This is a genomic window from Neorhizobium sp. R1-B, assembly GCF_004368875.1.
In the GTDB taxonomy this organism is placed as follows: domain Bacteria; phylum Pseudomonadota; class Alphaproteobacteria; order Rhizobiales; family Rhizobiaceae; genus Neorhizobium; species Neorhizobium huautlense.
This window is the reverse complement of record NZ_SOEM01000014.1, coordinates 43018-64422: the sequence shown is the minus strand read 5'-3', so window position 1 is coordinate 64422 and position 21405 is coordinate 43018. Positions and strand designations below refer to the sequence as shown.

Genomic DNA, 21405 nt, shown 5'->3' with positions numbered 1-21405 from the left:
TCATTCGCCTTCGCGGTGATCTGGATTGAGAAGGCTTAGAGCCAAGGGGTCAACTGGCGAAGCCGCCCAAAGGGCGGCTTCGCATGCGCAGACATCGAACTTGATGTGCCGAATTACCGCGTAGCGGCAGTACCCTCGGCATCGTTCATCCTGTCGGAGATGGTTTGGAAAGTCGTGCTCAGCGAATCACCGAGCGTCGTTGCACCGGCGATCAGAGCAACGGAAATCAGGGCGGCGATCAGGCCATACTCGATGGCGGTTGCGCCGGACTCATCCTTCAGAAAACGAGCGAAAATCTTGGACATGGGAACTCTCCTACTCCACAACTGGTTGTTCAGCACTTCCCGACAACTGTTTTCCGTTGTTCGGATGGCAGCAATCTACCGGGGGACGATTGCCAAGCGCTTAAGGAAGAGCGTTATCAAGTCGTTAACGGAAGATTGCCGGAAGGAATGGTAAATAAAGAAGACAGCAACAAGATAGTATTTGAACAATATTCGGTGGTGCCGCAGCGCGCTAATATTCCCTGTCACCCAAGGCTTTAACAGCCTCTCTCCTCCCGAATGAGCCGCCGGCGCCAAACAATATCGGCCGCAAAACGAGGTTAACATCGGATAAAAAGGCCAGCCGCTGTGCCATTTAACCGTTCATTCACCAATCGCATCCATTCTTGAGCGATACAACCGCATCCAAAGGCTGCCTATAATGCTGTTCCGTCGCGTCATGGTCCGACTCGCCGCCGTCTGCGGCCTCGTCTTTGCGGCGGCCCCCGGAAATGTGCTGGCTCAGGAGGAAGGCGATCTTCTGCGCGTCTTCATGAACCATGCCCGGGTATTGCGGCTGGACCGGCCGGTGAGCAAGGTCATCGTCGGCAACTCGAATGTGGCTGATGCCACCGTCGCGGATTCCACCACCATCGTGGTCACGGGCCGCAGCTTCGGGACGACCAATCTCGTGCTTCTGGATGCGGAAGGAAACGCGATCGCCGACGAGCGCGTCCTTGTTTCCATCGACGAGGGAAATACCGTCCGCGTCTTCCGGCAAACCGAACGCAAGATCCTCTCCTGCACGCCCAACTGCGAGCAGCATGCCGAGTTCAAGACCGACGCCACGCCCTGATCAGGGACAGACCGGTAAATTCGCGCCCTTTGCGGCAACGGAATCTCAATAATCAACCGGTACGATTCCGAGGCTCGAAACCGGGCTGTGGGCGGGAAACGATGGGCGAGAATCAAGACGAGACCGAAAAGGTCGCGCCGGCGAGACGCGGAGCTGTGCTCGGCCGGATATTCAGGTCGCAAGACGGGGCGGCCGCCATCGAGTTCGCGCTGCTGGCACTTCCCTATTTCATGATCGTCTTTGCAATCCTAGAAACCTTTGTTGCTTATACCGGCGAACAGCTCGTTGCCAATGCGGTCGATACGGTGGCGCGCAAGCTCAGGACCGGCAGTATCACCGCGGCCAACACCGATCGAACCGCATTCCGGCGAACGTTCTGCGACGAAGTCTCGATCATGATCAAGTGCAGCGAGGAAGAGATAGCAACGCCCGACAAGCTGTGGCTGGATGTCCGCAGCTTTCCGAGCTTCGCCGACATACCGGGAAACGTGCCGCTCAATACGTCGCAGGATCTCGATACGGCTTCGGTGAACAACTATAGCCCGGGCGCCCAGAAGACGATCAACATGGTGCGCGCCTATTACCGCTGGGATGTCATTACGGACCTGCTTCGGCCTTACATCACCAACATTCGGCCCTCCGGCGGCCGTCCGAACTATTTCCTGATCGTGGAGACGGCCACATTCCGAAACGAGGATTACCCGTGATGGAAGCGCCAGATCAGCATCAGCAAAGGCATTCCGGCAGCTTCCTGGCTCGGCTCAGGCGGCTGGCCACCGACCGTGGCGGTGCAGGCGCCGTTGAATTCGCGCTGATTGCCCCACTTCTGCTCAGTCTCTACATCACGTCCTTCGAAATTACCCTGGGTCTTAGCGTGTCCAAAAGGGTGACCCGCAGCGCCGGCACGATCGCGGACCTCGTGACGCGCGAGACAAGCGTCAACAAGGCGCTCCTCACGACGATGGAGGACGTTACGGACAGCCTCTTTGCGCCATACACGCCCAATGCGTTGAGCATCCGAGTCACGGGGGTGGCGCTGGATGCCGCCGGCAATCCCAAGGTGGCCTGGTCCTGGGACGACACCGATGCCCGCCCCTATGCCGTCGGTGCAACCGTCGATGTTCCGACCGAGATGCGCATACCCAACTCTTTTCTCATACATTCGGAGGTCTCCGTTTCCCACGACCTTCTGATGTTCATGTCGGGCCTCCTGCCGTCCGAACTCAAGACAATCACCATCGCCCGGGATTACTTCTACCGTCAGAGGATCGGAACCAGCATCTCCTGCTCGGATTGCTGAGGCGCCTCATCCATCATCCCCCTTTGCCAAGCGGCAGGCGCGGCTGTATGAATCGCGATTCAACGCGGCCGAAGGCCGGGTGAACTGCGTTTTATATCCCTGGTGACCGATGGCTCGTGCCTTTCTGTTCGTTCTTGACTCCTTTGGCGTTGGCGGCGCGCGGGATGCCGATGCCTATGGCGACCTTGGCTCCAACACGCTCGGCCATATCGCGGAATTCTGCGCCGCCGGGGCCGGCGACCGCGCGGGTCTCCGGCAAGGTCCGCTGCATCTGCCGAACATGTCGGCGCTCGGCCTTCTCGAAATCGCCAGGCTTGCCGAAGGCGACTATCCCGCGGGAATGCCGATGCCGGAGCGGATTTTCGGCCTGTTCGGAGCGGCGGACGAGATTTCCCGCGGAAAAGACACCCCTTCCGGACATTGGGAAATCGCCGGCACGCCGGTAATGTTTGACTGGGGCTATTTCCCCAACGAGGGCGACGCCTTCTCCCCCGAACTGGTGGAGGCGATCTGTCGGGAGGGCGATATCCCGGGCATCCTTGGCAATTGCCATGCATCGGGTACGGAGATCATCGCACGGCTTGGGGAAGAGCATATCCGGACCGGCAAGCCGATCTGCTACACATCCAGCGACTCGGTGTTTCAGATCGCCGCCCATGAACATCATTTCGGTCTCGATCGGCTCATCTCGCTGTGCCAGACCGTCCGCGAATTGCTCGATCCGTTGAATATCGGTCGGGTGATCGCGCGACCCTTCATCGGCGAAACGGCGGGGACGTTCGAACGCACCGGCAACCGGCGCGACTTCTCCGTCCCTCCGCCGGAACCGACGCTCCTCGACCGGCTGATCCGAGGCGGGCGGTCGGTGCATGCAATCGGCAAGATCGGTGATATCTTTGCTCACCAGGGCGTTTCCCGGGTCATCAAGGCCAACGGCAACGCCGCCCTGATGGAGGCAACGCTTGCTGCAATGGACGAGGCCGCGGTCGGCGATCTGGTTTTCACCAATTTCGTGGATTTCGACATGCTCTACGGACATCGCCGCGACGTGCCGGGCTATGCAGCCGCGCTCGAAGCCTTCGACCTCGCATTGCCAGATATTCATCGGCGGCTGAAACCGGGCGATCTTGTCATCCTTACCGCCGATCACGGCTGCGATCCCACATGGCGCGGCACCGACCATACACGCGAGAGGGTGCCGATCATGGCATTCGGACCGGGAATCCGGTCGCGCTCGATCGGATTGCGGTCGACCTATGCCGATATCGCGGAGACCATTGCCGAGCACCTGGCCATTCCACCGGGTCCGCATGGACGGAGCTTCCTGTGACTGCGCATCTTTTAAAAGCCGAGATCCACTGCCATATCGAGGGCGCCGCGCCGCCTGCGCTTGCTGAAGCCCAGGCCCGAAAATACGGCGCCGATACCAGCCACATCCTGCGAGACGGCGCCTATAAGTGGTCCGATTTCTCCGAATTCCTCGTCTGTTACGACGCGGTGGCGGCGCTCTTCAGGACGGCTGCGGACTATGCGCTGCTGACGGAATCCTATCTCCTCGAGCTCGCGGCAGCGAACACGATCTACAGCGAGATCATCGTATCTCCCGATCACGGCGACCGCATCGGCCTTGGAGCCGATGCCTACCTTTCGGGCATCTGCGACGGCATCCATGCGGCGCGCGAAAAGACAGGCATCGAGGCACGCATCATCGTCACCGGCGAACGACATTTTGGCCCCGACAGGGTCGTCTCCGCCGCGCAATATGCCGCGAATGCGAAGAACCCGCTGGTGACCGGCTTCAACATGGCGGGTGAAGAGCGCATGGGCCGGGTCGCCGACTACGCCCGCGCCTTCGATATCGCCCGCGACGCCGGGCTCGGGCTCACTATCCATGCGGGCGAGGTGTGCGGGCCTTTCAGCGTCTCAGACGCGCTCGATCTGGTGAAACCGTCGCGCATCGGACACGGTGTTCGGGCGATCGAGGACCCCGCCCTGGTGGAGCGCCTCGCCGAACTCGGCACCGTCCTGGAAGTCTGCCCCGGCTCGAATATTGCACTCAAGGTCTTTTCCGACTTCCAGAGCCATCCTTTGAAACCGCTCAAGGCCGCCGGCGTGCGAGTTTGCCTCAATTCCGACGACCCACCCTTTTTCCATACGTCGCTCACCCGCGAATACGAAATCGCATCGAAGGAAATGGGAATGGCGGATGCAGAGATCGACGCCATGACGCGGACCGCGCTCGAGGCGGCCTTTGTTGATGAAGGGACGCGGTCACGCCTGCTCTCCCAGTTCGACGCCGGGATGGCTTGACGTGAGGCGATTGGGGATGAGGCCGTCAAACGCGCCTGACGGGTTGCAGAACGCGGCTTTTTCCTCAAAAGAAGAGACAGACAACAACGAGGGAAGCTCATGAACGGCGTCACTGTCATCGATCACCCGCTGGTGCAGCACAAGCTGACGATCATGCGCAAGAAGGAAACCTCCACAGCCGGCTTCCGGCGGCTGCTGCGCGAAATCTCAACACTGCTCTGCTACGAGGTGACCCGCGACCTCGAACTCACCTATGAAACGATCGAGACGCCGCTCGTCGAGATGCAGGCGCCGATCCTCGAGGGCAAGAAGCTCGTCTTCGCCTCCATCCTGCGCGCCGGCAACGGCTTGCTCGAAGGCATGCTGGACCTCGTGCCGTCGGCCCGCGTCTCGCATATCGGCGTTTACCGCGATCATGAGACGCTGCAGCCGGTGGAATACTATTTCAAGGCGCCGGAAGATATCGCGGAGCGGCTTGTCATCGTGGTGGACCCGATGCTTGCAACCGGCAATTCCTCGATCGCCGCCGTGGACAAGCTCAAGGAACGCGGCGCCCACAACATCCGCTTCCTCTGCCTGCTCGCCGCGCCGGAAGGCCTCAAGAATTTTCAATCGGTGCACCCGGACGTGAAGATCTACACGGCCTCGATCGACAGCCACCTCAATGAAAAGGGGTATATCGTTCCAGGTCTTGGAGATGCCGGCGATCGCATGTACGGCACGAAGTAATTCTTCAGGATTTCCTTACCAAATTTCGAACTGAAGGGCCTGCAAAACCTTTGCAGGTCTTTTTGTTATAGTTTTTACGCTAATGGCAGGCTATCGGGTTCCCATGATCGAGGGACATTCATGCTCCTGCGCACCGTCATCTTCGCGGCCATAGCGGCTTTGCTTGCAACGCAGATCCCGTCGATGATCCAACTGGCCGATCAACCGCCGGCCACGACGGCGGCGGCTGAACCGGCACAACCACAATCGGTCGCCGCGGCAGCCGGCAGTGCGGTGCTCGAAGCCGATGGCCGCGGGCATTTCAACGGGACGTTCCGCATCAACGGCAAATCCGTGGATGGCTTGGTCGATACTGGAGCCTCGCTTGTCGCAATCAACGAAAGTACCGCCCGCAAGCTGGGTTTCGGCGCAAACAGCCTCGACTTCCGCTACACCGTCAATACCGCAAACGGCGGCACGGATGCGGCGCGTGTGGTGCTCGGCCGCATCGAGATCGGGGGCGTCCGCGTGAAAGACGTCGATGCCTTCGTGCTGCACGACAAGGCGCTTTCCGGAACGCTCGTCGGCATGAGCTTCCTGAAAAAGCTGAAATCCTTCCAGGTCCAAGGCCGAAACCTGAAGCTCACCCAGTGATCAGCCGATCCGTTTAAGGACAACAGGTGAAGCCGCGGGCGGTGCATCCGCGATGGTGCAAAACACCGCGACATCTCTTGCGATACGCTCCGCGTCCTCCTGGTTCTTCGCATGCACGGTGGCAATGGGCTCACCCTTCGAGACCTGCGTGCCGAGTGCCAGAAATCCGTTGATACCCACTCGGTGATCGATGGAGTCCGCTGCGCGTTTGCGGCCTCCGCCGAGTTCCACCACGGCAAGACCGAGCCCACGTGTATCGTATGAGGCGAGATAGCCGTCGCGCGGCGCCGGAACGTGCAGGCTCGCGGGAGCACGCTCCAGATAGGCGTCCGGCCGCTCACAGAAATCGGCAGGTCCGCCAAGCGCGTGCACCATGCGCCCGAAACGCTCTTTCGCCTCGCCGGAGGAAAGCGCCCGACGCGCATTTTCCTCGGCGTGGCGCAAATCGCGAAAGAGACCGGCCTGCACCAGCATTTCGGCCGCTTCGGCCATGACCACGGCCTCAAGTCGCGAACCGGCCTTCAAGCCAGACAGGAATTTGAGGCAGTTGACGATTTCCAGCCCGTTGCCGGCAGCATCCGCCAGCGGCTGGTTCATATCGGTCAGCAGCGCGGCCGTTTTCAGGCCTGCGCCGTTCGCCACCTCGACCAGCGAGCGCGCCAACACTTCGGCTTCCTCCATGCTTTCCATGAAGGCGCCGTTGCCGACCTTTACATCGAGCACCAGGCTCCCGAGACCGGCCGCAAGCTTCTTGGACAGAATGGAGGCGGTGATCAGCGGCACCGATTCCACGGTCGCCGTCACGTCCCTGATGGCGTAGAGGCGGCGGTCCGCGGGCGCAAGAGCTGTCGTCTGTCCGATAATGGCACAACCGACTTTCTCGACGACCCTCCGGAGCAGCGCTTCGTCCGGCATGACATTGTAGCCTGGGATCGACTGCAGCTTGTCGAGAGTCCCGCCGGTATGGCCCAGGCCGCGGCCGGAAATCATCGGCACGGCCAGGCCGCAACTGGCGACGATCGGCGCCAGCATCAAGGAAACATTGTCTCCAACACCGCCGGTCGAATGCTTGTCTGCGATGGGCCGGCCAAGGCCGCCCCATTTCAGCACAGTCCCGGAATCGCGCATGGCCAGCGTCAACGCCACCGTCTCATCCCGGGACATGCCCCGAAAGAACACAGCCATGGCGAAAGCGGCGGCCTGCCCTTCTGTGATTTCGTTTCTGGTGAGTGCTGCGATGAAGCCAGCAATCTCATCGGCGGCAAGTGTTTTCCCGTCGCGTTTGCGACGAATGATTTCCTGTGGGATCATTCTGTCAATAGCCGCTCGACACGCGGGCGCTGGTGCCGCCGCTCAACACACCCAAGATGTCGTCAAGAAGGCCGGACGCTCCAAAACGAAATGTCGAGGGCATGATCCAGTTCGGACCCATGATGGTTTCGGCAAGGCGGAAATAAAGATCCGCGTCCGCTACGCTGCCGATGCCACCAGCCGGCTTGAAACCGACACGCTTCCGGGAGTCGCGGATCGCCTGCAGCATGATGTCGGCAGCCTCCAGCGTCGCGTTGACCGCGACCTTACCCGTCGAGGTCTTGATGAAATCGGCACCTGCAGCGATTGCGAGTTCGGACGCACGGCGGATGAGCGCGCTGTCTTTCAATTCACCCGTCTCCAGGATCACTTTCAGACAGGCTTGCGGGCAGGCGGCGCGCACGGCTTCGATCAATTCAGTCACCGCCGCCTCGTCGCCCGCCAGCAGCTTGCGATAGGGGATGACCATGTCGATCTCGTCGGCACCATCCTCGATAGCCTTGCGGGTTTCGTCGATGACGGCCGCGACCGGCAATTCCCCGGTGGGGAAGTTTACCACGGTCGCTATCCGGACCGCATGGTCCGGCCCCAGAATGGCTCGCGCATGCGCAACAAAACGGGGCCAGATGCAGATTGCCGCCGTATGGCCATAGGGCGTCTGGGCGCGCAGGCACAGTTTCTCGATCGCGGCATTGTCGCAATCGTCGCGCAAATTCGTCAGGTCGAGAAGCGAGAGCGCGAAGGCTGCCGCCTCGCGCGGGCTCAGGAGTTCCATTTCGTGCCTCCCCGGGCTTGATCGAGCCGGTATAATTATCGTTCAAACGATTAGAAGCAACCCGCCGAGGTTGCGCGGAACGTCACACGCCAAGTATCCAATTGAAATCTATCGTGTATCAAGCTAACATTTCTTTTAAAATGGTAGCCAGACGCTGGCCGCCGACCGGCGCCATGTCCTTGGTTTCCTCGTGGCTGAGTTCGGCACCGGTCATGCCCGCGCCGAAATTGGTAATGACCGACGCGGCTGCTACCTTCATCCCGAAATAGCGCGCCAGAATGACCTCCGGCACAGTCGACATGCCGACCGCATCGGCGCCCAGGATACGTGCCATGCGAATTTCCGCCGGCGTTTCAAAGCTCGGGCCTGAAAACCACATGTAGACGCCGGAAAACAACGGGATACCGCAGCGGATTGCGGCGTTGCGCATGCCGAGCGAAAGGGACGCGTCATAGGCGCTGGTCATGCCGACGAAACGACGGTCTCCCTCTTCACCGATCAGCGGGTTCAGGCCGGAATAGTTGATATGATCGGTGATCTGCATCACCGATCCCGGCGGCATATCCTCACGCAGCGAGCCTGCGGAGTTCGTCAGGATTAGCGATTGAACGCCGATTCCCTTCATGACCTCGATCGGAAAGCGCATGGCCTTCGCATCGCCATGCTCGTAATAGTGCGCACGACCCGACAGCATGATGACCGGCTCTGCGCCGAGATAGCCGGCGACCAGCTCGCCCGCGTGGCCTGTAACGCCGCTTGCTGGAAATCCTTCCAGGGCGCCATAGGGCACACGAACCTGGTCCGTCACCTCCCCCACCAGCGAGCCGAGGCCGGAGCCGAGCACGATTGCGTGGCGCGGCACGAGACCGTCGAGGCGATCGACGAGGAGATCGATAACTTCCTTCATCCGATCACATCCGTTTCAAAGGCGTAGGGCAGCAGCTCCGCCATGCTGACTGTCTTCTGGACGCCGGCATCGTCGCAAAGGTAGATGCGCGTATCGGCGGACGCGAATTCCGAAATCTTCTGACGGCAGCCGCCGCATGGCGTGCAGAGCGGCAGTTTTTCGGCAATGACGGCGAGTTCTACGATCTTGCTGGCGCCGCCCATGATCATAGCACCGATCGCCGTCGGCTCCGCGCACCAACCCTGCGGGAAGGATAGGTTCTCGATATTGGCACCCAGGTAGACGTTCCCGTCGTCCGCGCGGATCGCGACGCCCACGGGAAATTTCGAATAGGGCGCGTATGACTTTTTCATTGCCTCGCGGGCGGCTTCGAACAGCTCGTGAGACATATCCTAGCGCTCCTTCGTGTAGGGGACGCCGCCGGCCTTCGGCGGGCGTGCAATGCCTATGAAGCCGGCAAGCAGCACACAGGTCAGGATATAGGGCAGTGCCTGGAAGATTTGCACAGGCACCTCCCCGATCAGCGGAAGCGATTTGCCCTGCATGAAGTTCGCAAAAGCGTCAAGAAAGCCAAAGAGCAGGCAGGCGAGCATCACCGGCACCGGCTTCCATTTCGCAAAGATCAGCGCCGCAAGCGCTATATATCCCTTGCCGGCCGACATGTTGTTGATGAATGCCGCCGATTGGGCGATCGCCAGGTAAGTCCCAGCGAATCCCGCCAGGAAGCCGGTGACGATCAGCGCACGATACCGCAGCCAGCTCACCGAAATGCCCGCCGTATCCACGGCGCCTGGATTTTCTCCCACGGCGCGCAGGCGCAGCCCGAAACGTGTCCGGTACAAAACCCACCAGGAGATCGGCACCATCAGGAACGCGATGTAAGTGAGGATATTGTTGCCGGAAATGACGTTGGCATAAAGAGGCCCGAGGATCGGCACATCGCGTATCGCATCGGTACCCGGCAGGATGATCGGCGCGAACCGGCCCGAGCCCGGCACCTGCGCCGTACGGCCGCCTTGCCCGAACCACGCTTGGCCGAGCACGATCGTCAAGCCGGCGGCCACGAAATTCAGAGCCACGCCGGAAACGATCTGGTTGCCGCGATTGGTGATCGAGGCAAAACCATGAATGAAAGAAAACGCGATCGCGACCAGGATGCCCGCCGCAAGGCCGAGCCAGGCGTTGCCAGTCCAGTAGGCGGCACAGGCCGAGGCGAAAGCCGAGACCAGCATCTTGCCTTCGAGACCAATATCGAAAATCCCCGCCCGCTCCGAAAACAGCCCTGCCAGCGCGGTGAACAGCAAGGGGATGGACAGACGGACCGCTGAACCGAGAATGCCGATGAAAATATCGAAATAATCCATGAGCTACTTCCCGGAAATCTGCTGGTAAAGCCGAACGATTGCCGGCCGAAGCATGTATTCCAGCGCGCCCGCAAAGAGGATCACCAGGCCCTGGATGACGACGATCATGTCACGGGTGATGCTCGGCATGTCGAAGGAGAGCTCCGCTCCGCCCTGATAGAGAATTCCGAAGAGCAGTGCGGCGAGAATGATCCCGACAGGGTGGTTGCGACCCATCAGCGATACGGCGATACCGACGAAGCCTGCGCCGCCGACGAACTCGATCTGCAGCCTTGCCGAAGCTCCCATGACGGGGTTGAGCGCCATCATGCCCGCAAGGCCGCCGGAGATCAGCATGGCGATCATGACGATCTTTGCGTAGGGGATGCCGGCATAACCCGCCGCCGTCGGGCTGATGCCGAGCGTGCGCATTTCATAACCGAGCTTGGTGCGCCAGATCAGCATCCAGACCAGGAAACACATGACAAGCGCGATCAGGAAGGAGAAGTTGAGCGGGGCTGCGCCCAGCTTGCCGCCGAACATCGAAATCAGCCAGTCGAGCTTCGGGAGCTGGCCGCCTTCCAGGAAGGTGCGCGTTTCCGGCGCCATCTTGCCCGGCACGATCAGCACCCGCACGAGCAGATAGTTCATCAGCGACGACGTGATGAAATTGAACATGATCGTGGTGATGACGATATGGCTGCCGCGCTTGGCCTGAAGCCACGCCGGTATCGCGGCGCAGGCGGCACCGAAGAGAGCCGCGCCGATGACCGCAAAGGGCATGGTCACGTACCAGGGCACGTAGCGATCGAGCGAGAGCGCGACGAGCGCCGCGCCGAGGCCGCCGAGATAGGCCTGTCCTTCCGACCCGATGTTGAACAGCCCGGCATGGATGGCGACCGCCACCGACAACCCGGTAAAGATGAAGCTCGTGGCGTAGAAGAGCGTAAAGCCTATGCCTTCGCCGCGGCCGAGCGCACCGATCAACAGCAGGCGCAGGGCCTCGAGCGGGCTTTCTCCGATAGCCCAGACCACGAGGCCGGAAAAAAAGAAGGCAAGGACGAGATTGAGGATCGGGACGACGATGTAGTTGATCCAGGCGGGAAGCTGAACGGATGCGGTGCTCATGCGGCGATCCCGGCCATCATCAGGCCCAATGTCTGTTCGCCGGCATCACCGGTCTTCTCCCCGACGACCTTGCCGGCAAACATCACCAGTATACGGTCTGAAAGGGAACGGATTTCGTCGAGTTCCACCGACACCAGGAGCACTGCCTTGCCTGCATCCCGCATGTCGATGATCCGCTTGTGAATGAACTCGATGGCGCCGATATCGACACCACGGGTCGGCTGGCCGATGATCAGCACATCCGGATCGCGCTCGATCTCCCGGGCGACGACGATCTTCTGCTGGTTGCCACCGGAGAAATTCGCCGTCTTCAACCGCGGGTTCGGCGGCCGGATGTCGTATTTCGCGATCTTTTCTTCCGCATCCTTGCGCATCGCATCAAGATCGAGCATCGCGCCACGCCCATAACGTGGGTCGCGGTGGTAACCGAGGATCGAGTTCTCGTATTCCTCGAATTTCAGCACCAGGCCCATATGGTGCCGATCCTCGGGAATGTGGGCGAGGCCAAGATCGCGCAAGCCCGCCGGACCGATCCCGGCAACCGGCTTGCCGTCGATGAATATCTCGCCAGAGTAAGGTTTGCGAATACCGGCGATCGCCTCCAGGAGCTCGGATTGGCCGTTGCCCGCAACCCCGGCAATACCGACGATTTCGCCGGCGCGGACATCGAAGGAAACATCGTCCACCATGGTGACGCCGCGAGCATCCCTAACCGTCAGGTTCCTGACCGACAGCAGAACCCGGCCCGGATTCGCGTCGCCTTTTTCCACATGCAACAATACGCGGCGGCCGACCATCAGTTCGGCCAATTCCTCGACAGTCGTCTCGGACGTCTTGCGGGTTGCCACCATTTCGCCGCGGCGCATGACCGAAACCGTGTCGGTGATCGCCATGATCTCGCGCAGCTTGTGGGTGATGAGAATGATCGTCTTACCCTGGTCGCGCAGTACACGCAGCACCTTGAAGAGGTGGTCGGCCTCCGCCGGCGTCAACACGCCGGTCGGCTCGTCCAGGATGAGGATTTCTGCCCCGCGGTAGAGTGCTTTCAGAATCTCCACGCGTTGCTGGCTGCCCACAGGCAATTCTTCGACCACCGCATCGGGATCGACCTCGAGGCCGTAGTCGTCCTCCAGGCGCTTCAATTCCTTGCGGGCACTTGCAACGCCCTTGCGAAGCAATTGCCCGCCTTCGGCGCCCAGCATGACGTTTTCCAGAACCGTAAAATTTTCAACCAGCATAAAGTGCTGGTGCACCATGCCGATGCCCGCAGCGATCGCCGCCTGGCTGTCGCGGATTGCGATCGGCTTGCCTGAAATGCGGATTTCGCCCTGATCGGCATGATAGAAGCCGTAGAGGATCGACATCAGCGTCGATTTTCCCGCGCCGTTTTCGCCGATGACGCCATGGATCGATCCCTTGGCCACGGTCAGATTGATGTTCTTGTTCGCATGCACCGCACCGAACTTCTTGTCGATGCCGACAAGCTCGATTGCAGGCTCAATCTCTTTGGGGAGGTCGAGGCTCAAATGGTTCGCCTTTCCACATTATGAAAAAGGGCGCATGGCGATCCGGACCACCATGCGCCCTTCAGGCGTGTCTTTTATTTGGGGCAGGATTTATCCGACATATAGTCGTGCACCTTGACGGTGCCGGCGATGATGTCGGCCTTGGCCTTTTCCACGGCAGCCTTCATTTCAGCGGTAATCAACGACTTGTTGTTGTCGTCGAGCGCATAGGCCACGCCGTCTTCCTTGACGCCGAGAGCCTGGACGCCGGCGGTAAACTTGTCGTCCTTGGTGTCCTTGAAGGTGTTATAGACAGCAAGGTCGACACGCTTGACCATGGAGGTCAGGACGGAGCCGGGATGCAGGTGATTCTGGTTGGAATCGACGCCGATCGACAGCTTCTTGTTGTCGGCCGCAGTCTGTAGCACACCGAGGCCGGTCGCACCCGCTGCCGCGTAGATGACATCGGCGCCCTGGTCGATCTGGTTCTTGGTCAACTCACCGCCACGGACAGGATCGTTCCACGCCGCACCGGTGGTGCCGGTCATGTTCTGGAAAACCTGCGCATCCGCCTTTGCGGCCTTGACGCCCTGGACATAACCGCAGCCGAACTTGCGGATCAACGGAATGTCCATACCACCGATGAAGCCGACCTTGCCGGTCTTGGATGCCATGCCGGCGAGCAGACCGACGAGATAGGAGCCTTCCTCTTCCTTGTAGACGACCGAACGGACATTCTTCAGGTCGACGACCGAGTCAACGATCGCGAACTTGGTGTCCGGGAATTCCGCCGCAACCTTTTCCATGGCCGAAGTCCAGGCAAAGGAGACAGCAACGACAGGATTGTAGCCGCGGCTGGCGAAGTTGCGGATTGCCTGTTCGCCCTGGGTATCGCTGGTGGGCTCGAAGTCGCGATATTCGATCCCCGTTTCCTTCTTGAACTGCTCGGCGCCGGCAAAAGCTGCCTCGTTAAAGGATTTGTCGAACTTGCCGCCGGTACCATAGACCAGCGCCGGCTTCACCTCCGCTGAAAGCGCGGTGGCCGACATGGCGCCCAAGGCAATGAGGCTTAAAAGGGTTCTTTTCATCGTGCAGCCCTGTTTTTAGCTGTTTGATCCTCCCGCAAGCCCGTCCCCCGGGCACTTCTGCGGCCACCTGCCCTTTTTCTTTTCAGGGTCTGGCTGCGGTCACTCTTGCACGGGTTTCGGAAAAATTCACGAGATTTTTTTCAGTTGGTAAAGAATGGCGAACCTGCCGAAAACTTGAACAAAGGTCCGAAATAACTGCATGAATCTGGGGCGCGACGCATATTTTCATGCCAGCCGGGAAGACGACTACTCTCCTCAGGCCGCAACGGCTACCCAGCATCTTAACATGCCGGCGGGAAGGGTTCAGGCGGAAAACCGTCCCGCAAAACGCGGTTTTTCGTAGCCAGCCATCCAGAAGAGGAGCGCCAGGGTCAGGAAGATTGCAAAAGCTGGCTGCGCCAGAACCGGCGCTACGAAGGGGCGCCAGAGATCGGCGCTGATATAAGTCTCGGCATAGATTTCGCTGAGCGCGAGGCTTTCCGGATCGAGATTGAGCCAGGCATTGCCAAGGCTGGTCAGCACGACCGAAGACGCGGAGACGGATTGAATCGAATCCAGGGTGCCGGCGATGATTGCAGCAAGAAGCGCCAGAGCGCTCACCGTATGGAAGACGAAGCGAAGTATTCGCATTTTCTATTAGCCATTTCGTTGTCGACCGCCGATGAGCCGGACAACACCGGTCCCATATCGAAAGAAATAGCCGTCGCCTCCCAGCTTGGCAACGCGACCCCAAGGTTTTACGTGCTGTTGTCAAAAATCGTTCAGATTCCGGTTGATCCTTCGGAATTCATCGGTATATATCGCGCCCGACCGCTGTGTTGCCCCCGATTTGCACGCAGCCCTTTATCCTAAGGACAGGTGGCCGAGTGGTTGAAGGCGCACGCCTGGAACGCGTGTATACGTGAAAGCGTATCGAGGGTTCGAATCCCTCTCTGTCCGCCATTCTCTTCCACTTCAGTAATCATATCAGCTCCTTACTCGTCGTTTGTCCCAACAAGTTCGTTCTGTTGGGAGTTTTCGGCTTGCCGGTCTGATCGTTCCGGCATGGTATCGACGGCCGCATCTGCCATCTTTTCTTGATCCGCCGCGCGCGTGTAGCGCTCGACTTCCTTAAGTGAGAGGTGGCCCGTTACGGCCGCAATGTGGTTCGCGCTGTTATTCGCTTCGGCCAGCCGCCGCGCCGCTGCCTTGCGCAATCCGTGGGAGGTGCAGTGTGGCAAGCCAGCGTCGTTGCATTGTTCGCGAAACCAGTTTCCGAAGCCGGCCGGCGTAAAGGGCTTGTTGAATGAGGTCAGCAGGAAAGCCGGCTTATCCTTCGGTGCCATTTCCAGTGCCTCGACGAGTGATCCGTGCATCTTGATTGCAAGGCGCGTCTTGGTCTTCTCCTGAACGACAGAAATGCGCTGTCCGCTCACATGCTGCCAACCGAGCGTCACGGCATCGCCTCGTCGCTGGCCGGTGTAGAGCATCAGCGCCATTGCAAGGCGCGGCTTCGTGCCGATCGGATGACGTGCCTCGAAAGCGGCAATTTCCACCTCGGTCCAAGTGTGAAAGCCGGACGATTTATTGCTGTAGCCCTTGAGCTTCAGCGTTGGGTCGCGGCTGATCAGCTCGATATCGATGGCATGCCGCATGAGAATGCGCAGCATCCGGAGATAATTGTTGGCGGCAGCGGGCGTGGCGCTCATCTTGCCAATGATGGCTTTGACGTGCTGTCGCCGCAGGTCTTTCACCATGCGTTCGCCATGGTCCTTTCGGATCTTTTCGCAGATACCGCGATAGGTCGTCTGCGTGCTAGCGGCTGTACCCTTAAATTCAGGAGAGGCGTAGTAGGAGACGACAAGTGCCGCCATGCTGCCGGCCTTCGTGCGCCCCTTGCCGATCTCGCCTTGGGCGGCCTTTTCACTGCGTAACGCGGCCTGGTATTCCTGATCGAAGGCCTCGGAGGGGAACGGCGATTTAAGATAGGTGGAGAAGAGCCCCCGCTTGAAGCGGGGGCGCACGTTTCCATAACGGTCGCGCTGCGGATAAACGAATTTTGGGAATGTTGTTCGCGAGCGCCTAGCCATCTTTCAGAACCTCGTCCCATGAATTCGAGGAGGAGGCAGGGCCAGACGATGCCGAGAGAATGCGGATGCCATCTTTCGTGGCGATGACCTCGCGCACCTCCATACCTGCCTGGATCGCGCCACGAATGGCGCGAGCAACGTCCGATTGCCGGATATTCAAAGACCGATTGCGACGGGCGGTTTCTGCCTGGGAGCCGACCATCAGACGTCCTCTCGGATCTGATTGACTGCAGCGAGCGCAGATTTCTGAACGTCAGCGACTTGGCCGGCCGCGTGTTCCAGAGCGCGTAAACAATCCTCCTTATAGCCGATATCCGAAGCCTCGGGATTGCTGAGGGCCAGGAAAACGGCGCGCAGGATGGCTATCGGGATTTCCAAATCGTCGACCACGGTGATCAGCGGATCGGCCGCAGCGTACTTTTCCCAGTTGACCGGTTTCTTCGCGGCGGACTTCATCTCGCACCGCCTCTTCTCGGCCGATGGCCGATCATCACAAGGCTAAAGTTCCGGCCGTGGTTAAACGGGTGGTAGTCAACTTCTATTTGGATCACTTCCGGATGCATCGCCATCAGGACATTCCGCAGATTGGCGACGCAGATATCGAACTGCTGGTCGAGAGGCAGAGGCAAGCGGCTGGTTTTACCGCTTGCCTCTGCGAGCGCCACGGACGGCAAGGTTGCGGCGGTGCTGGCGGCGGCCATGGTGATGAAGTTGCGGCGCGATAGGCTTGCGCCCTCGCCTTCCGTTGGTGTAGGGTGTTTTTGCATTTGGTGATTTCCTAATTGCACGAAAAAGCCGACGCGGGTTCCTAGGCCAGTGCGTCGGCTTTTTTCGTTTGGGACTGACGATGCATTTTCTCTTTTAGAGCCAGAACGATCTCGGCGGTTTGCGATCGCAGATTTCTCTCTGCCTCATCCGCGAGCCACTGCTTAACGTCCTGGGGCATGTTTAATTTGAATTGGCTTTGAGCTGTGCTCACCATTGCCTCCTTTCACTAATTTGGTGAACGGAGGCTATCATGCACTAATTTAGTGCGCAACTGGACCCTATTGGTTTTTTCACCATTTTAGTGTTTACGTTTGGGATGGCCAAACAAGACGACTACGCCCGCTACACAATCCGCATCCCCAAGGACGTCTATTCTGCTCTCGAGGAGGCAGCATCGGCAGCAAATCGTTCCGTTAACGCTGAAATCGTCGAGCGCCTCTCATACGCGGTGGAGCACCCCCGATCTCACTACGAACTTTTGCTGGCCAAGCTCCACTCGCTCGCTAGTCAATCTGAGGACGATGAGCGAACCCTAGAAGATGCTCAGCGTCGTATAGACGCTATGGCGAAGGCAGGGGAGAAATTAAGCTTTGTCGCAGAACAGGGCTTCGATTTCCAACGCAAGCTTATGTATCACGTCCTCAATTATGTAGACGAGATCCCAGCCGAGCTGGCGATATGGGCTTATGATGTGATTTCGGCCGTAGAAAGAACAGCGGTCCTCAACGCTATGCTTGCAAACCCTGACCTCAATGAGCAGGAGGCACGAAAGGTGATCAAGGAGCGGAGGGACGCATATCGACGGGAAGCGCTGGCTTTCTTGAAGCAGCATCTTGCGGATCTGGCAGAAGATGAGGCTACCGAAAATGCGTCGAGAGACCAAGATGGCTGACTATCGCGATCTAGGAGGTTCGTTTGACAACTGCTGACTGGGCATTCGTCGTCAGTATCTTTTCCTTCGCAGTGTCGCTTGCTGGTTTCGTCTGGAACGTATGGTCGAAGTTCATCTACCCGAAGGCAAAGGTTCGGGTCTCCTTCTATTCGGGGTTCGTAATGGGCGAGGATTATGAGGGTGTCGAGATGCTGACGCTCAGTGCGACTAACTACGGACCAGGTCAGGTGACGCTTCATCTCGCAGTTGGAAGAACAAAAGTTTCGAGGTTCAAGAAACTCAAGTTGTTCATGCTCAACCCGCTGCATGATTTCCCAGCGCGAACGGACTTCACGCTTGGGCCGTTTAGTGGGGGCCTACCCAAGAAAATTGATGTTGGAGAAAGCTTCAACGCATTCTTCGTTAAGAAACACGCCGCGATCGCAACTCAAAACGTCGTCGATGTGGGTTTCACCGACACTTTCGGTAGAAATCACTGGGCACGTAGGAAAGATGTCACAAAAGTTCGAACCGAAGTGAAGCAAGCTTTCGCCGTCGATGGCGAAACTCCCAATCTGGAATGAACGGCGATAGCCCCTCACCGAGTCCTGTGTATAGTGACTCAGCAGCTACAAGTTTATCGGGCAAACTGCTATCACCCCACTGTTCGATTCCTTTTATGGTGCGGTTTAGAACTAACTAGATGGCTTTTATCTGCACGCTTGATAGCGATCATCCTCTTGTTCTAACCCAAATCAACTCCGAGGCGGGGCAAGGCGAAACAATTATTCGCATTCCAGTAGGAGTTTGCGACGATAGCGACGCCGTATTCTCCATTTTCGTGTGCTTAGCAACGGTAGCCGGATACGGCCCAATGAGACACGAGTTGGTATTCCATGTCGTAAAAGCTGCCAATGGTGATGAACTATTTTTTAGCGATGGCCTTGAAACGAGGATGACCATCACCGATCGTATAGCTAGACAACGCATCTTGCAGGTCATATGCCTAGCGGTAGACAAGCTCATTGACGAAGTGGCGCCGGTCGAAGTAGAGATGATAACGCACGAGGCAAATCTGCCCATCAAAGCTCTGCACAAGTATAGGGCGATCGGGGGCGTTTTTGTTCGCCGTGGCTACATTTGCGCACATCCAGATCCCTATCATGGGCGGCATATTTGGATGTTCACGCAACCTTGACGCAAGGAAAAGCGTTAATAGTTTAGGAGTACACTTCTACCTAGTAGGAGACTGAGTGATGATAAAGCCTCTCAATCGCGATCAGCAAATCGAATTGATGGAACGCACGAAAGAGCGTTCTGCGAGCCGTATCGCGCGCTGGAAACAGGATGAGGTCATCAAGAGTGTGCTCACGGTTCCTCCTCCGCAAGAGCAAGACCATACGGTAAGCTATTCGCGGCATGACTTACTTGTCGCCTGCGCGTAAGATCTAGGAGCCCCGTTAGCGGGGCTTTTCTAGTGCTCCTCTACCTGACTGAGACCTAGAAACGGTTGATGCCGTCGGATGAGAGCTGCGACCGTTTTTTTTGCTAAAAACTCGTCATTTGAGATCCATGCTGCTCTTGCCCTTGCGTATATGCTGGATTGTGCGGCTGTAACTGTCCCTATCATAACGTTTCACCACGCCTGCCGCCGAGGCATCAGAGATGCTTTTCACGAAAGCTTGAAGGTTACCGTTCTGGTCGACGGTAACGCCCACGTCCACCTTTATCCCGTCGCCACCTGCTGGAGATCCGCCACCTCTAGGGATGACGCGCTCCCCCCTCTGGAGGATCGCCGGAACTTCGTCCGGTTTCAGGCCGGCAATACCGCCAGTATGGTACCGCGGCGCGCTGGCAAAAACTGACGTAGGCACCCGGCGGCCATGGCCGTACCCATCGCGGCCGGCCACGCCGCCATCGTGAAGGATGCCAGGAATAATCGAGCCGCCGAACAGTCCCTTTCCGGTTCTTCCTGTGGCTCCGCTAAACAAATTGTCAAACACCGAATCAAGCAGCCGATCGGCGACGCGGTCTAGAGCGTTCGCGAGGATATCGGCGCCGCTTTTGCCTTCCCTTAGATCGGAAACAAGGCCCTCCAGAACGTCGCGGCTGACATCCCGCAATTGCTCCATTGCCTCCTCGCTAGCACGTATCGCATCGCGCTCGGCATAGGTCGCCTCGACGAGCTGCGAAATCTTGGCCCGCTGCTCCTCCGTTGCGGCAGACCCAGCGCGCCGCAGGGCATTTGCTTCAGCGCGCTCGGCCGCAGTTTTACCCACCATACTTTGCTCAAATTCGAGTTGCTCGATGAGATCAACAACAGCCTTTTTCTCTCGCTCGGCCTCGCTGATGGCCTGAGATCGCCCGCCCTTGCCGCGCGACCGCGAAGCCAGGCGCTCCTCCCTTTCCTTCTCCTGCTGGTACTGAGATTTTGCCGCATTCGCCCGATCGTTCTGGATGGCAACGCTATCGGCCGTGATTTGCCCGTTGACGCTTTGCAGCGGCGCGAGAGTTCCGAGAGCCGGAAGATTATCGGAGGTAAGCCTGGCAGCAGCAGCTTGCTGCTTAACCTGATTGACGCCGGTGGCCGCACCCAAAGCTGCCTTGCCCAACTCCTCAAAAGCGGTCTTGAAATCAACGACGATGGGCAGACCAGTATTGTTGATTGCGGTCGCCAGGGCGTCCGTGACCTTTTGAACTTGCTCCACCTGAAGCGAACCGTCCTTGGCCGATTTAGCGAAGTCATTGAACGAGGACTGCAAGGCAGTGATCGTTTCCGCCTCCTCGCCGGCCGCCTGCAGCTGCGCCACGACGTCCGCAACCTTCACTTTGGTGTCGTCGACCGCTTTTCGGACGTCCGCGAGCTTCTTCTCGTTGACGATCGCAACCCCTTCCTGGAGGCTCGCGCTGTCCTGCGTCCGTTTCAGCTCGTCCGCATACTCTCGCAGCGCGGGAACCGCATCGCCCCATCTATCCGCAACTTGCTGGATGAGCTGCGCTTGCTTCTGCAGCGTCTCCTCCGTTTGCTCCCCGCTCGAAAGCAGCTCAGTGAAATACTGGATAGCCGTGCCGCCGAGTGCGATGATCCCGATCGTCGCGAGTGAAACCGGATTGAGAAGCGACGTGAAGGCGCCAGCCACGGCAGACACCGCGCCCCGCACACCTGCTTGGCTTCCAAGGGCCTGGGTGATCTGTGTTCCCTGCTGAAGCGCGATCTGGAAAGGCGACTGGCCGCCCGCAAGCTGAACTGAAATGTCATTGAGCTGCGCAGCGAGGTTGGCTGTCTGGACCTTTGAGGTTTCCATGGCAGAGCCAAATCTTTTTGCCCCCAGTTCGGCCGCCTTGAACGCAGAATTGCCATTGGCGGCCACGCGGCCGAACGCTCCCGTTGCGGCCTTGTCGATCCCGCCGAAAGCATTCTCGATCGACTTCGTGTCACGCTCGGTTTGCCCGATGAGCTGCTTTAACTGCCGCTGGATCTGGCGAGTATCGGCGCTGATCGACAGTACCAGGCTCTCATTGTCGGTTGCCATCACGTCTTTCCCGATT

Annotated in this window: 27 protein-coding genes and 1 tRNA gene; 12 read left to right on the top strand and 16 right to left on the bottom strand. The window is 58.9% G+C overall.

The window, feature by feature from the left end; all coding sequences use genetic code 11:
- Positions 1–113 precede the first annotated feature (113 nt).
- Complete coding sequence (locus EDE05_RS18520) at positions 114–305, bottom strand: Flp family type IVb pilin (protein WP_134102309.1); 192 nt, start codon at positions 303–305, stop codon at positions 114–116.
- A 418-nt stretch (positions 306–723) separates the two neighbouring features.
- On the opposite strand from EDE05_RS18520, the gene EDE05_RS18515 reads away from it, so the two are divergent.
- From EDE05_RS18515 to EDE05_RS18485, 7 genes are all read left to right on the top strand, one after another.
- Positions 724–1119: a pilus assembly protein N-terminal domain-containing protein gene (locus tag EDE05_RS18515; RefSeq protein ID WP_134102407.1), complete on the top strand. Its 396-nt coding sequence runs from the start codon at positions 724–726 to the stop codon at positions 1117–1119.
- 101 nt (positions 1120–1220) lie between these two features.
- The gene (locus EDE05_RS18510; RefSeq protein ID WP_134102306.1) at positions 1221–1826 is read left to right on the top strand and encodes a TadE/TadG family type IV pilus assembly protein; all 606 of its coding nucleotides are present in this window, start codon (positions 1221–1223) and stop codon (positions 1824–1826) included.
- Positions 1826–2419, top strand: coding sequence for a TadE/TadG family type IV pilus assembly protein (locus EDE05_RS18505; RefSeq protein ID WP_134102303.1), 594 nt, complete (start codon positions 1826–1828; stop codon positions 2417–2419). The genes EDE05_RS18510 and EDE05_RS18505 overlap by 1 nt, the downstream gene beginning before the upstream one ends.
- 109 nt (positions 2420–2528) lie before the next feature.
- Positions 2529–3749 (top strand): phosphopentomutase, encoded by a 1221-nt coding sequence (locus EDE05_RS18500; RefSeq protein WP_134102300.1) that lies wholly within the window; start codon positions 2529–2531, stop codon positions 3747–3749.
- A complete protein-coding gene (locus EDE05_RS18495) occupies positions 3746–4729 on the top strand; it encodes an adenosine deaminase (protein WP_112796378.1) in 984 nt (327 codons plus the stop codon). The genes EDE05_RS18500 and EDE05_RS18495 overlap by 4 nt, the downstream gene beginning before the upstream one ends.
- 99 nt (positions 4730–4828) lie before the next feature.
- Positions 4829–5458: a uracil phosphoribosyltransferase gene (gene upp, locus EDE05_RS18490; RefSeq protein ID WP_105373912.1), complete on the top strand. Its 630-nt coding sequence runs from the start codon at positions 4829–4831 to the stop codon at positions 5456–5458.
- Between the two features lie 120 nt (positions 5459–5578).
- Positions 5579–6091 carry a TIGR02281 family clan AA aspartic protease gene (locus EDE05_RS18485; protein WP_134102297.1) on the top strand — a complete coding sequence of 171 codons (513 nt, stop codon included), beginning with the start codon at positions 5579–5581 and terminating at the stop codon, positions 6089–6091.
- Here the strand turns inward: EDE05_RS18485 and deoA are convergent, their stop codons facing one another.
- From deoA to EDE05_RS18440, 9 genes are all read right to left on the bottom strand, one after another.
- The gene (gene deoA, locus EDE05_RS18480) at positions 6092–7402 is read right to left on the bottom strand and encodes a thymidine phosphorylase (protein WP_134102294.1); all 1311 of its coding nucleotides are present in this window, start codon (positions 7400–7402) and stop codon (positions 6092–6094) included. It lies immediately after the preceding gene.
- 4 nt (positions 7403–7406) lie between these two features.
- On the bottom strand, positions 7407–8177 hold the full coding sequence (deoC, locus tag EDE05_RS18475; protein WP_134102291.1) for a deoxyribose-phosphate aldolase: 771 nt from the start codon (positions 8175–8177) through the stop codon (positions 7407–7409).
- Positions 8178–8295: 118 nt separating this feature from the next.
- The gene (locus EDE05_RS18470) at positions 8296–9084 is read right to left on the bottom strand and encodes a purine-nucleoside phosphorylase (RefSeq protein ID WP_105373916.1); all 789 of its coding nucleotides are present in this window, start codon (positions 9082–9084) and stop codon (positions 8296–8298) included.
- On the bottom strand, positions 9081–9473 hold the full coding sequence (locus tag EDE05_RS18465) for a cytidine deaminase (RefSeq protein WP_134102289.1): 393 nt from the start codon (positions 9471–9473) through the stop codon (positions 9081–9083). The genes EDE05_RS18470 and EDE05_RS18465 overlap by 4 nt, the downstream gene beginning before the upstream one ends.
- A 3-nt stretch (positions 9474–9476) precedes the next feature.
- Positions 9477–10448, bottom strand: coding sequence for an ABC transporter permease (locus EDE05_RS18460; protein WP_105373918.1), 972 nt, complete (start codon positions 10446–10448; stop codon positions 9477–9479).
- 3 nt (positions 10449–10451) lie between these two features.
- Positions 10452–11555, bottom strand: coding sequence for an ABC transporter permease (locus EDE05_RS18455; RefSeq protein ID WP_105373919.1), 1104 nt, complete (start codon positions 11553–11555; stop codon positions 10452–10454).
- Positions 11552–13057: an ABC transporter ATP-binding protein gene (locus EDE05_RS18450; protein WP_134102404.1), complete on the bottom strand. Its 1506-nt coding sequence runs from the start codon at positions 13055–13057 to the stop codon at positions 11552–11554. The genes EDE05_RS18455 and EDE05_RS18450 overlap by 4 nt, the downstream gene beginning before the upstream one ends.
- Before the next feature lie 98 nt (positions 13058–13155).
- Entirely contained in the window at positions 13156–14148 is a 993-nt protein-coding gene (locus EDE05_RS18445; RefSeq protein WP_105373920.1) for a BMP family ABC transporter substrate-binding protein, read from the bottom strand.
- Positions 14149–14451: 303 nt separating this feature from the next.
- Positions 14452–14778 carry a hypothetical protein gene (locus EDE05_RS18440; protein ID WP_105373921.1) on the bottom strand — a complete coding sequence of 109 codons (327 nt, stop codon included), beginning with the start codon at positions 14776–14778 and terminating at the stop codon, positions 14452–14454.
- Between the two features lie 222 nt (positions 14779–15000).
- On the opposite strand from EDE05_RS18440, the gene EDE05_RS18435 reads away from it, so the two are divergent.
- Positions 15001–15090 (top strand) — tRNA-Ser (locus tag EDE05_RS18435).
- Positions 15091–15122: 32 nt separating this feature from the next.
- Here EDE05_RS18435 and EDE05_RS18430 read toward each other — a convergent pair.
- The 5 genes from EDE05_RS18430 to EDE05_RS18410 are packed head-to-tail and all read right to left on the bottom strand — an operon-like array spanning position 15123 to position 17199.
- On the bottom strand, positions 15123–16217 hold the full coding sequence (locus tag EDE05_RS18430; protein WP_134102286.1) for a tyrosine-type recombinase/integrase: 1095 nt from the start codon (positions 16215–16217) through the stop codon (positions 15123–15125).
- A complete protein-coding gene (locus EDE05_RS18425; RefSeq protein ID WP_134102283.1) occupies positions 16210–16419 on the bottom strand; it encodes a hypothetical protein in 210 nt (69 codons plus the stop codon). Before EDE05_RS18425 ends, EDE05_RS18430 begins: the two co-directional genes overlap by 8 nt.
- A complete protein-coding gene (locus EDE05_RS18420) occupies positions 16419–16673 on the bottom strand; it encodes a hypothetical protein (protein ID WP_134102280.1) in 255 nt (84 codons plus the stop codon). The genes EDE05_RS18425 and EDE05_RS18420 overlap by 1 nt, the downstream gene beginning before the upstream one ends.
- On the bottom strand, positions 16670–16984 hold the full coding sequence (locus EDE05_RS18415) for a twin-arginine translocation signal domain-containing protein (RefSeq protein ID WP_134102277.1): 315 nt from the start codon (positions 16982–16984) through the stop codon (positions 16670–16672). Before EDE05_RS18415 ends, EDE05_RS18420 begins: the two co-directional genes overlap by 4 nt.
- A 41-nt stretch (positions 16985–17025) precedes the next feature.
- Positions 17026–17199 (bottom strand): Arc family DNA-binding protein, encoded by a 174-nt coding sequence (locus EDE05_RS18410; RefSeq protein ID WP_134102274.1) that lies wholly within the window; start codon positions 17197–17199, stop codon positions 17026–17028.
- A gap of 102 nt (positions 17200–17301) precedes the next feature.
- On the opposite strand from EDE05_RS18410, the gene EDE05_RS18405 reads away from it, so the two are divergent.
- From EDE05_RS18405 to EDE05_RS18390, 4 genes are all read left to right on the top strand, one after another.
- Entirely contained in the window at positions 17302–17877 is a 576-nt protein-coding gene (locus EDE05_RS18405; RefSeq protein ID WP_134102272.1) for an Arc family DNA-binding protein, read from the top strand.
- A 23-nt stretch (positions 17878–17900) separates the two neighbouring features.
- Positions 17901–18440: a hypothetical protein gene (locus EDE05_RS18400; RefSeq protein WP_134102269.1), complete on the top strand. Its 540-nt coding sequence runs from the start codon at positions 17901–17903 to the stop codon at positions 18438–18440.
- Positions 18441–18559: 119 nt separating this feature from the next.
- Entirely contained in the window at positions 18560–19054 is a 495-nt protein-coding gene (locus tag EDE05_RS18395; protein ID WP_134102266.1) for a hypothetical protein, read from the top strand.
- Between the two features lie 58 nt (positions 19055–19112).
- Positions 19113–19301: a hypothetical protein gene (locus EDE05_RS18390; RefSeq protein ID WP_134102263.1), complete on the top strand. Its 189-nt coding sequence runs from the start codon at positions 19113–19115 to the stop codon at positions 19299–19301.
- A 114-nt stretch (positions 19302–19415) separates the two neighbouring features.
- On the opposite strand, the gene EDE05_RS18385 is transcribed toward EDE05_RS18390, so the two are convergent.
- Complete coding sequence (locus EDE05_RS18385; protein WP_134102260.1) at positions 19416–21389, bottom strand: phage tail length tape measure family protein; 1974 nt, start codon at positions 21387–21389, stop codon at positions 19416–19418.
- Between the last annotated feature and the right edge of the window lie 16 nt (positions 21390–21405).

Bases quoted from the DNA above. Each gene is read 5' to 3' on its own strand.
- deoC (WP_134102291.1), bottom strand. From the start codon at position 8,177: ATGGAACTCCTGAGCCCGCGCGAGGCGGCAGCCTTCGCGCTCTCGCTT.
- EDE05_RS18470 (WP_105373916.1), bottom strand. From the start codon at position 9,084: ATGAAGGAAGTTATCGATCTCCTCGTCGATCGCCTCGACGGTCTCGTG.
- EDE05_RS18415 (WP_134102277.1), bottom strand. From the start codon at position 16,984: ATGCAAAAACACCCTACACCAACGGAAGGCGAGGGCGCAAGCCTATCG.
- EDE05_RS18420 (WP_134102280.1), bottom strand. From the start codon at position 16,673: ATGAAGTCCGCCGCGAAGAAACCGGTCAACTGGGAAAAGTACGCTGCG.
- EDE05_RS18405 (WP_134102272.1), top strand. From the start codon at position 17,302: ATGGCCAAACAAGACGACTACGCCCGCTACACAATCCGCATCCCCAAG.
- EDE05_RS18505 (WP_134102303.1), top strand. From the start codon at position 1,826: ATGGAAGCGCCAGATCAGCATCAGCAAAGGCATTCCGGCAGCTTCCTG.
- EDE05_RS18385 (WP_134102260.1), bottom strand. From the start codon at position 21,389: ATGGCAACCGACAATGAGAGCCTGGTACTGTCGATCAGCGCCGATACT.
- EDE05_RS18520 (WP_134102309.1), bottom strand. From the start codon at position 305: ATGTCCAAGATTTTCGCTCGTTTTCTGAAGGATGAGTCCGGCGCAACC.
- upp (WP_105373912.1), top strand. From the start codon at position 4,829: ATGAACGGCGTCACTGTCATCGATCACCCGCTGGTGCAGCACAAGCTG.
- EDE05_RS18395 (WP_134102266.1), top strand. From the start codon at position 18,560: ATGGCTTTTATCTGCACGCTTGATAGCGATCATCCTCTTGTTCTAACC.
- EDE05_RS18485 (WP_134102297.1), top strand. From the start codon at position 5,579: ATGCTCCTGCGCACCGTCATCTTCGCGGCCATAGCGGCTTTGCTTGCA.
- EDE05_RS18390 (WP_134102263.1), top strand. From the start codon at position 19,113: ATGATAAAGCCTCTCAATCGCGATCAGCAAATCGAATTGATGGAACGC.
- deoA (WP_134102294.1), bottom strand. From the start codon at position 7,402: ATGATCCCACAGGAAATCATTCGTCGCAAACGCGACGGGAAAACACTT.
- EDE05_RS18500 (WP_134102300.1), top strand. From the start codon at position 2,529: ATGGCTCGTGCCTTTCTGTTCGTTCTTGACTCCTTTGGCGTTGGCGGC.
- EDE05_RS18425 (WP_134102283.1), bottom strand. From the start codon at position 16,419: ATGGTCGGCTCCCAGGCAGAAACCGCCCGTCGCAATCGGTCTTTGAAT.
- EDE05_RS18440 (WP_105373921.1), bottom strand. From the start codon at position 14,778: ATGCGAATACTTCGCTTCGTCTTCCATACGGTGAGCGCTCTGGCGCTT.
- EDE05_RS18460 (WP_105373918.1), bottom strand. From the start codon at position 10,448: ATGGATTATTTCGATATTTTCATCGGCATTCTCGGTTCAGCGGTCCGT.
- EDE05_RS18430 (WP_134102286.1), bottom strand. From the start codon at position 16,217: ATGGCTAGGCGCTCGCGAACAACATTCCCAAAATTCGTTTATCCGCAG.
- EDE05_RS18455 (WP_105373919.1), bottom strand. From the start codon at position 11,555: ATGAGCACCGCATCCGTTCAGCTTCCCGCCTGGATCAACTACATCGTC.
- EDE05_RS18445 (WP_105373920.1), bottom strand. From the start codon at position 14,148: ATGAAAAGAACCCTTTTAAGCCTCATTGCCTTGGGCGCCATGTCGGCC.
- EDE05_RS18510 (WP_134102306.1), top strand. From the start codon at position 1,221: ATGGGCGAGAATCAAGACGAGACCGAAAAGGTCGCGCCGGCGAGACGC.
- EDE05_RS18465 (WP_134102289.1), bottom strand. From the start codon at position 9,473: ATGTCTCACGAGCTGTTCGAAGCCGCCCGCGAGGCAATGAAAAAGTCA.
- EDE05_RS18410 (WP_134102274.1), bottom strand. From the start codon at position 17,199: ATGGTGAGCACAGCTCAAAGCCAATTCAAATTAAACATGCCCCAGGAC.
- EDE05_RS18515 (WP_134102407.1), top strand. From the start codon at position 724: ATGGTCCGACTCGCCGCCGTCTGCGGCCTCGTCTTTGCGGCGGCCCCC.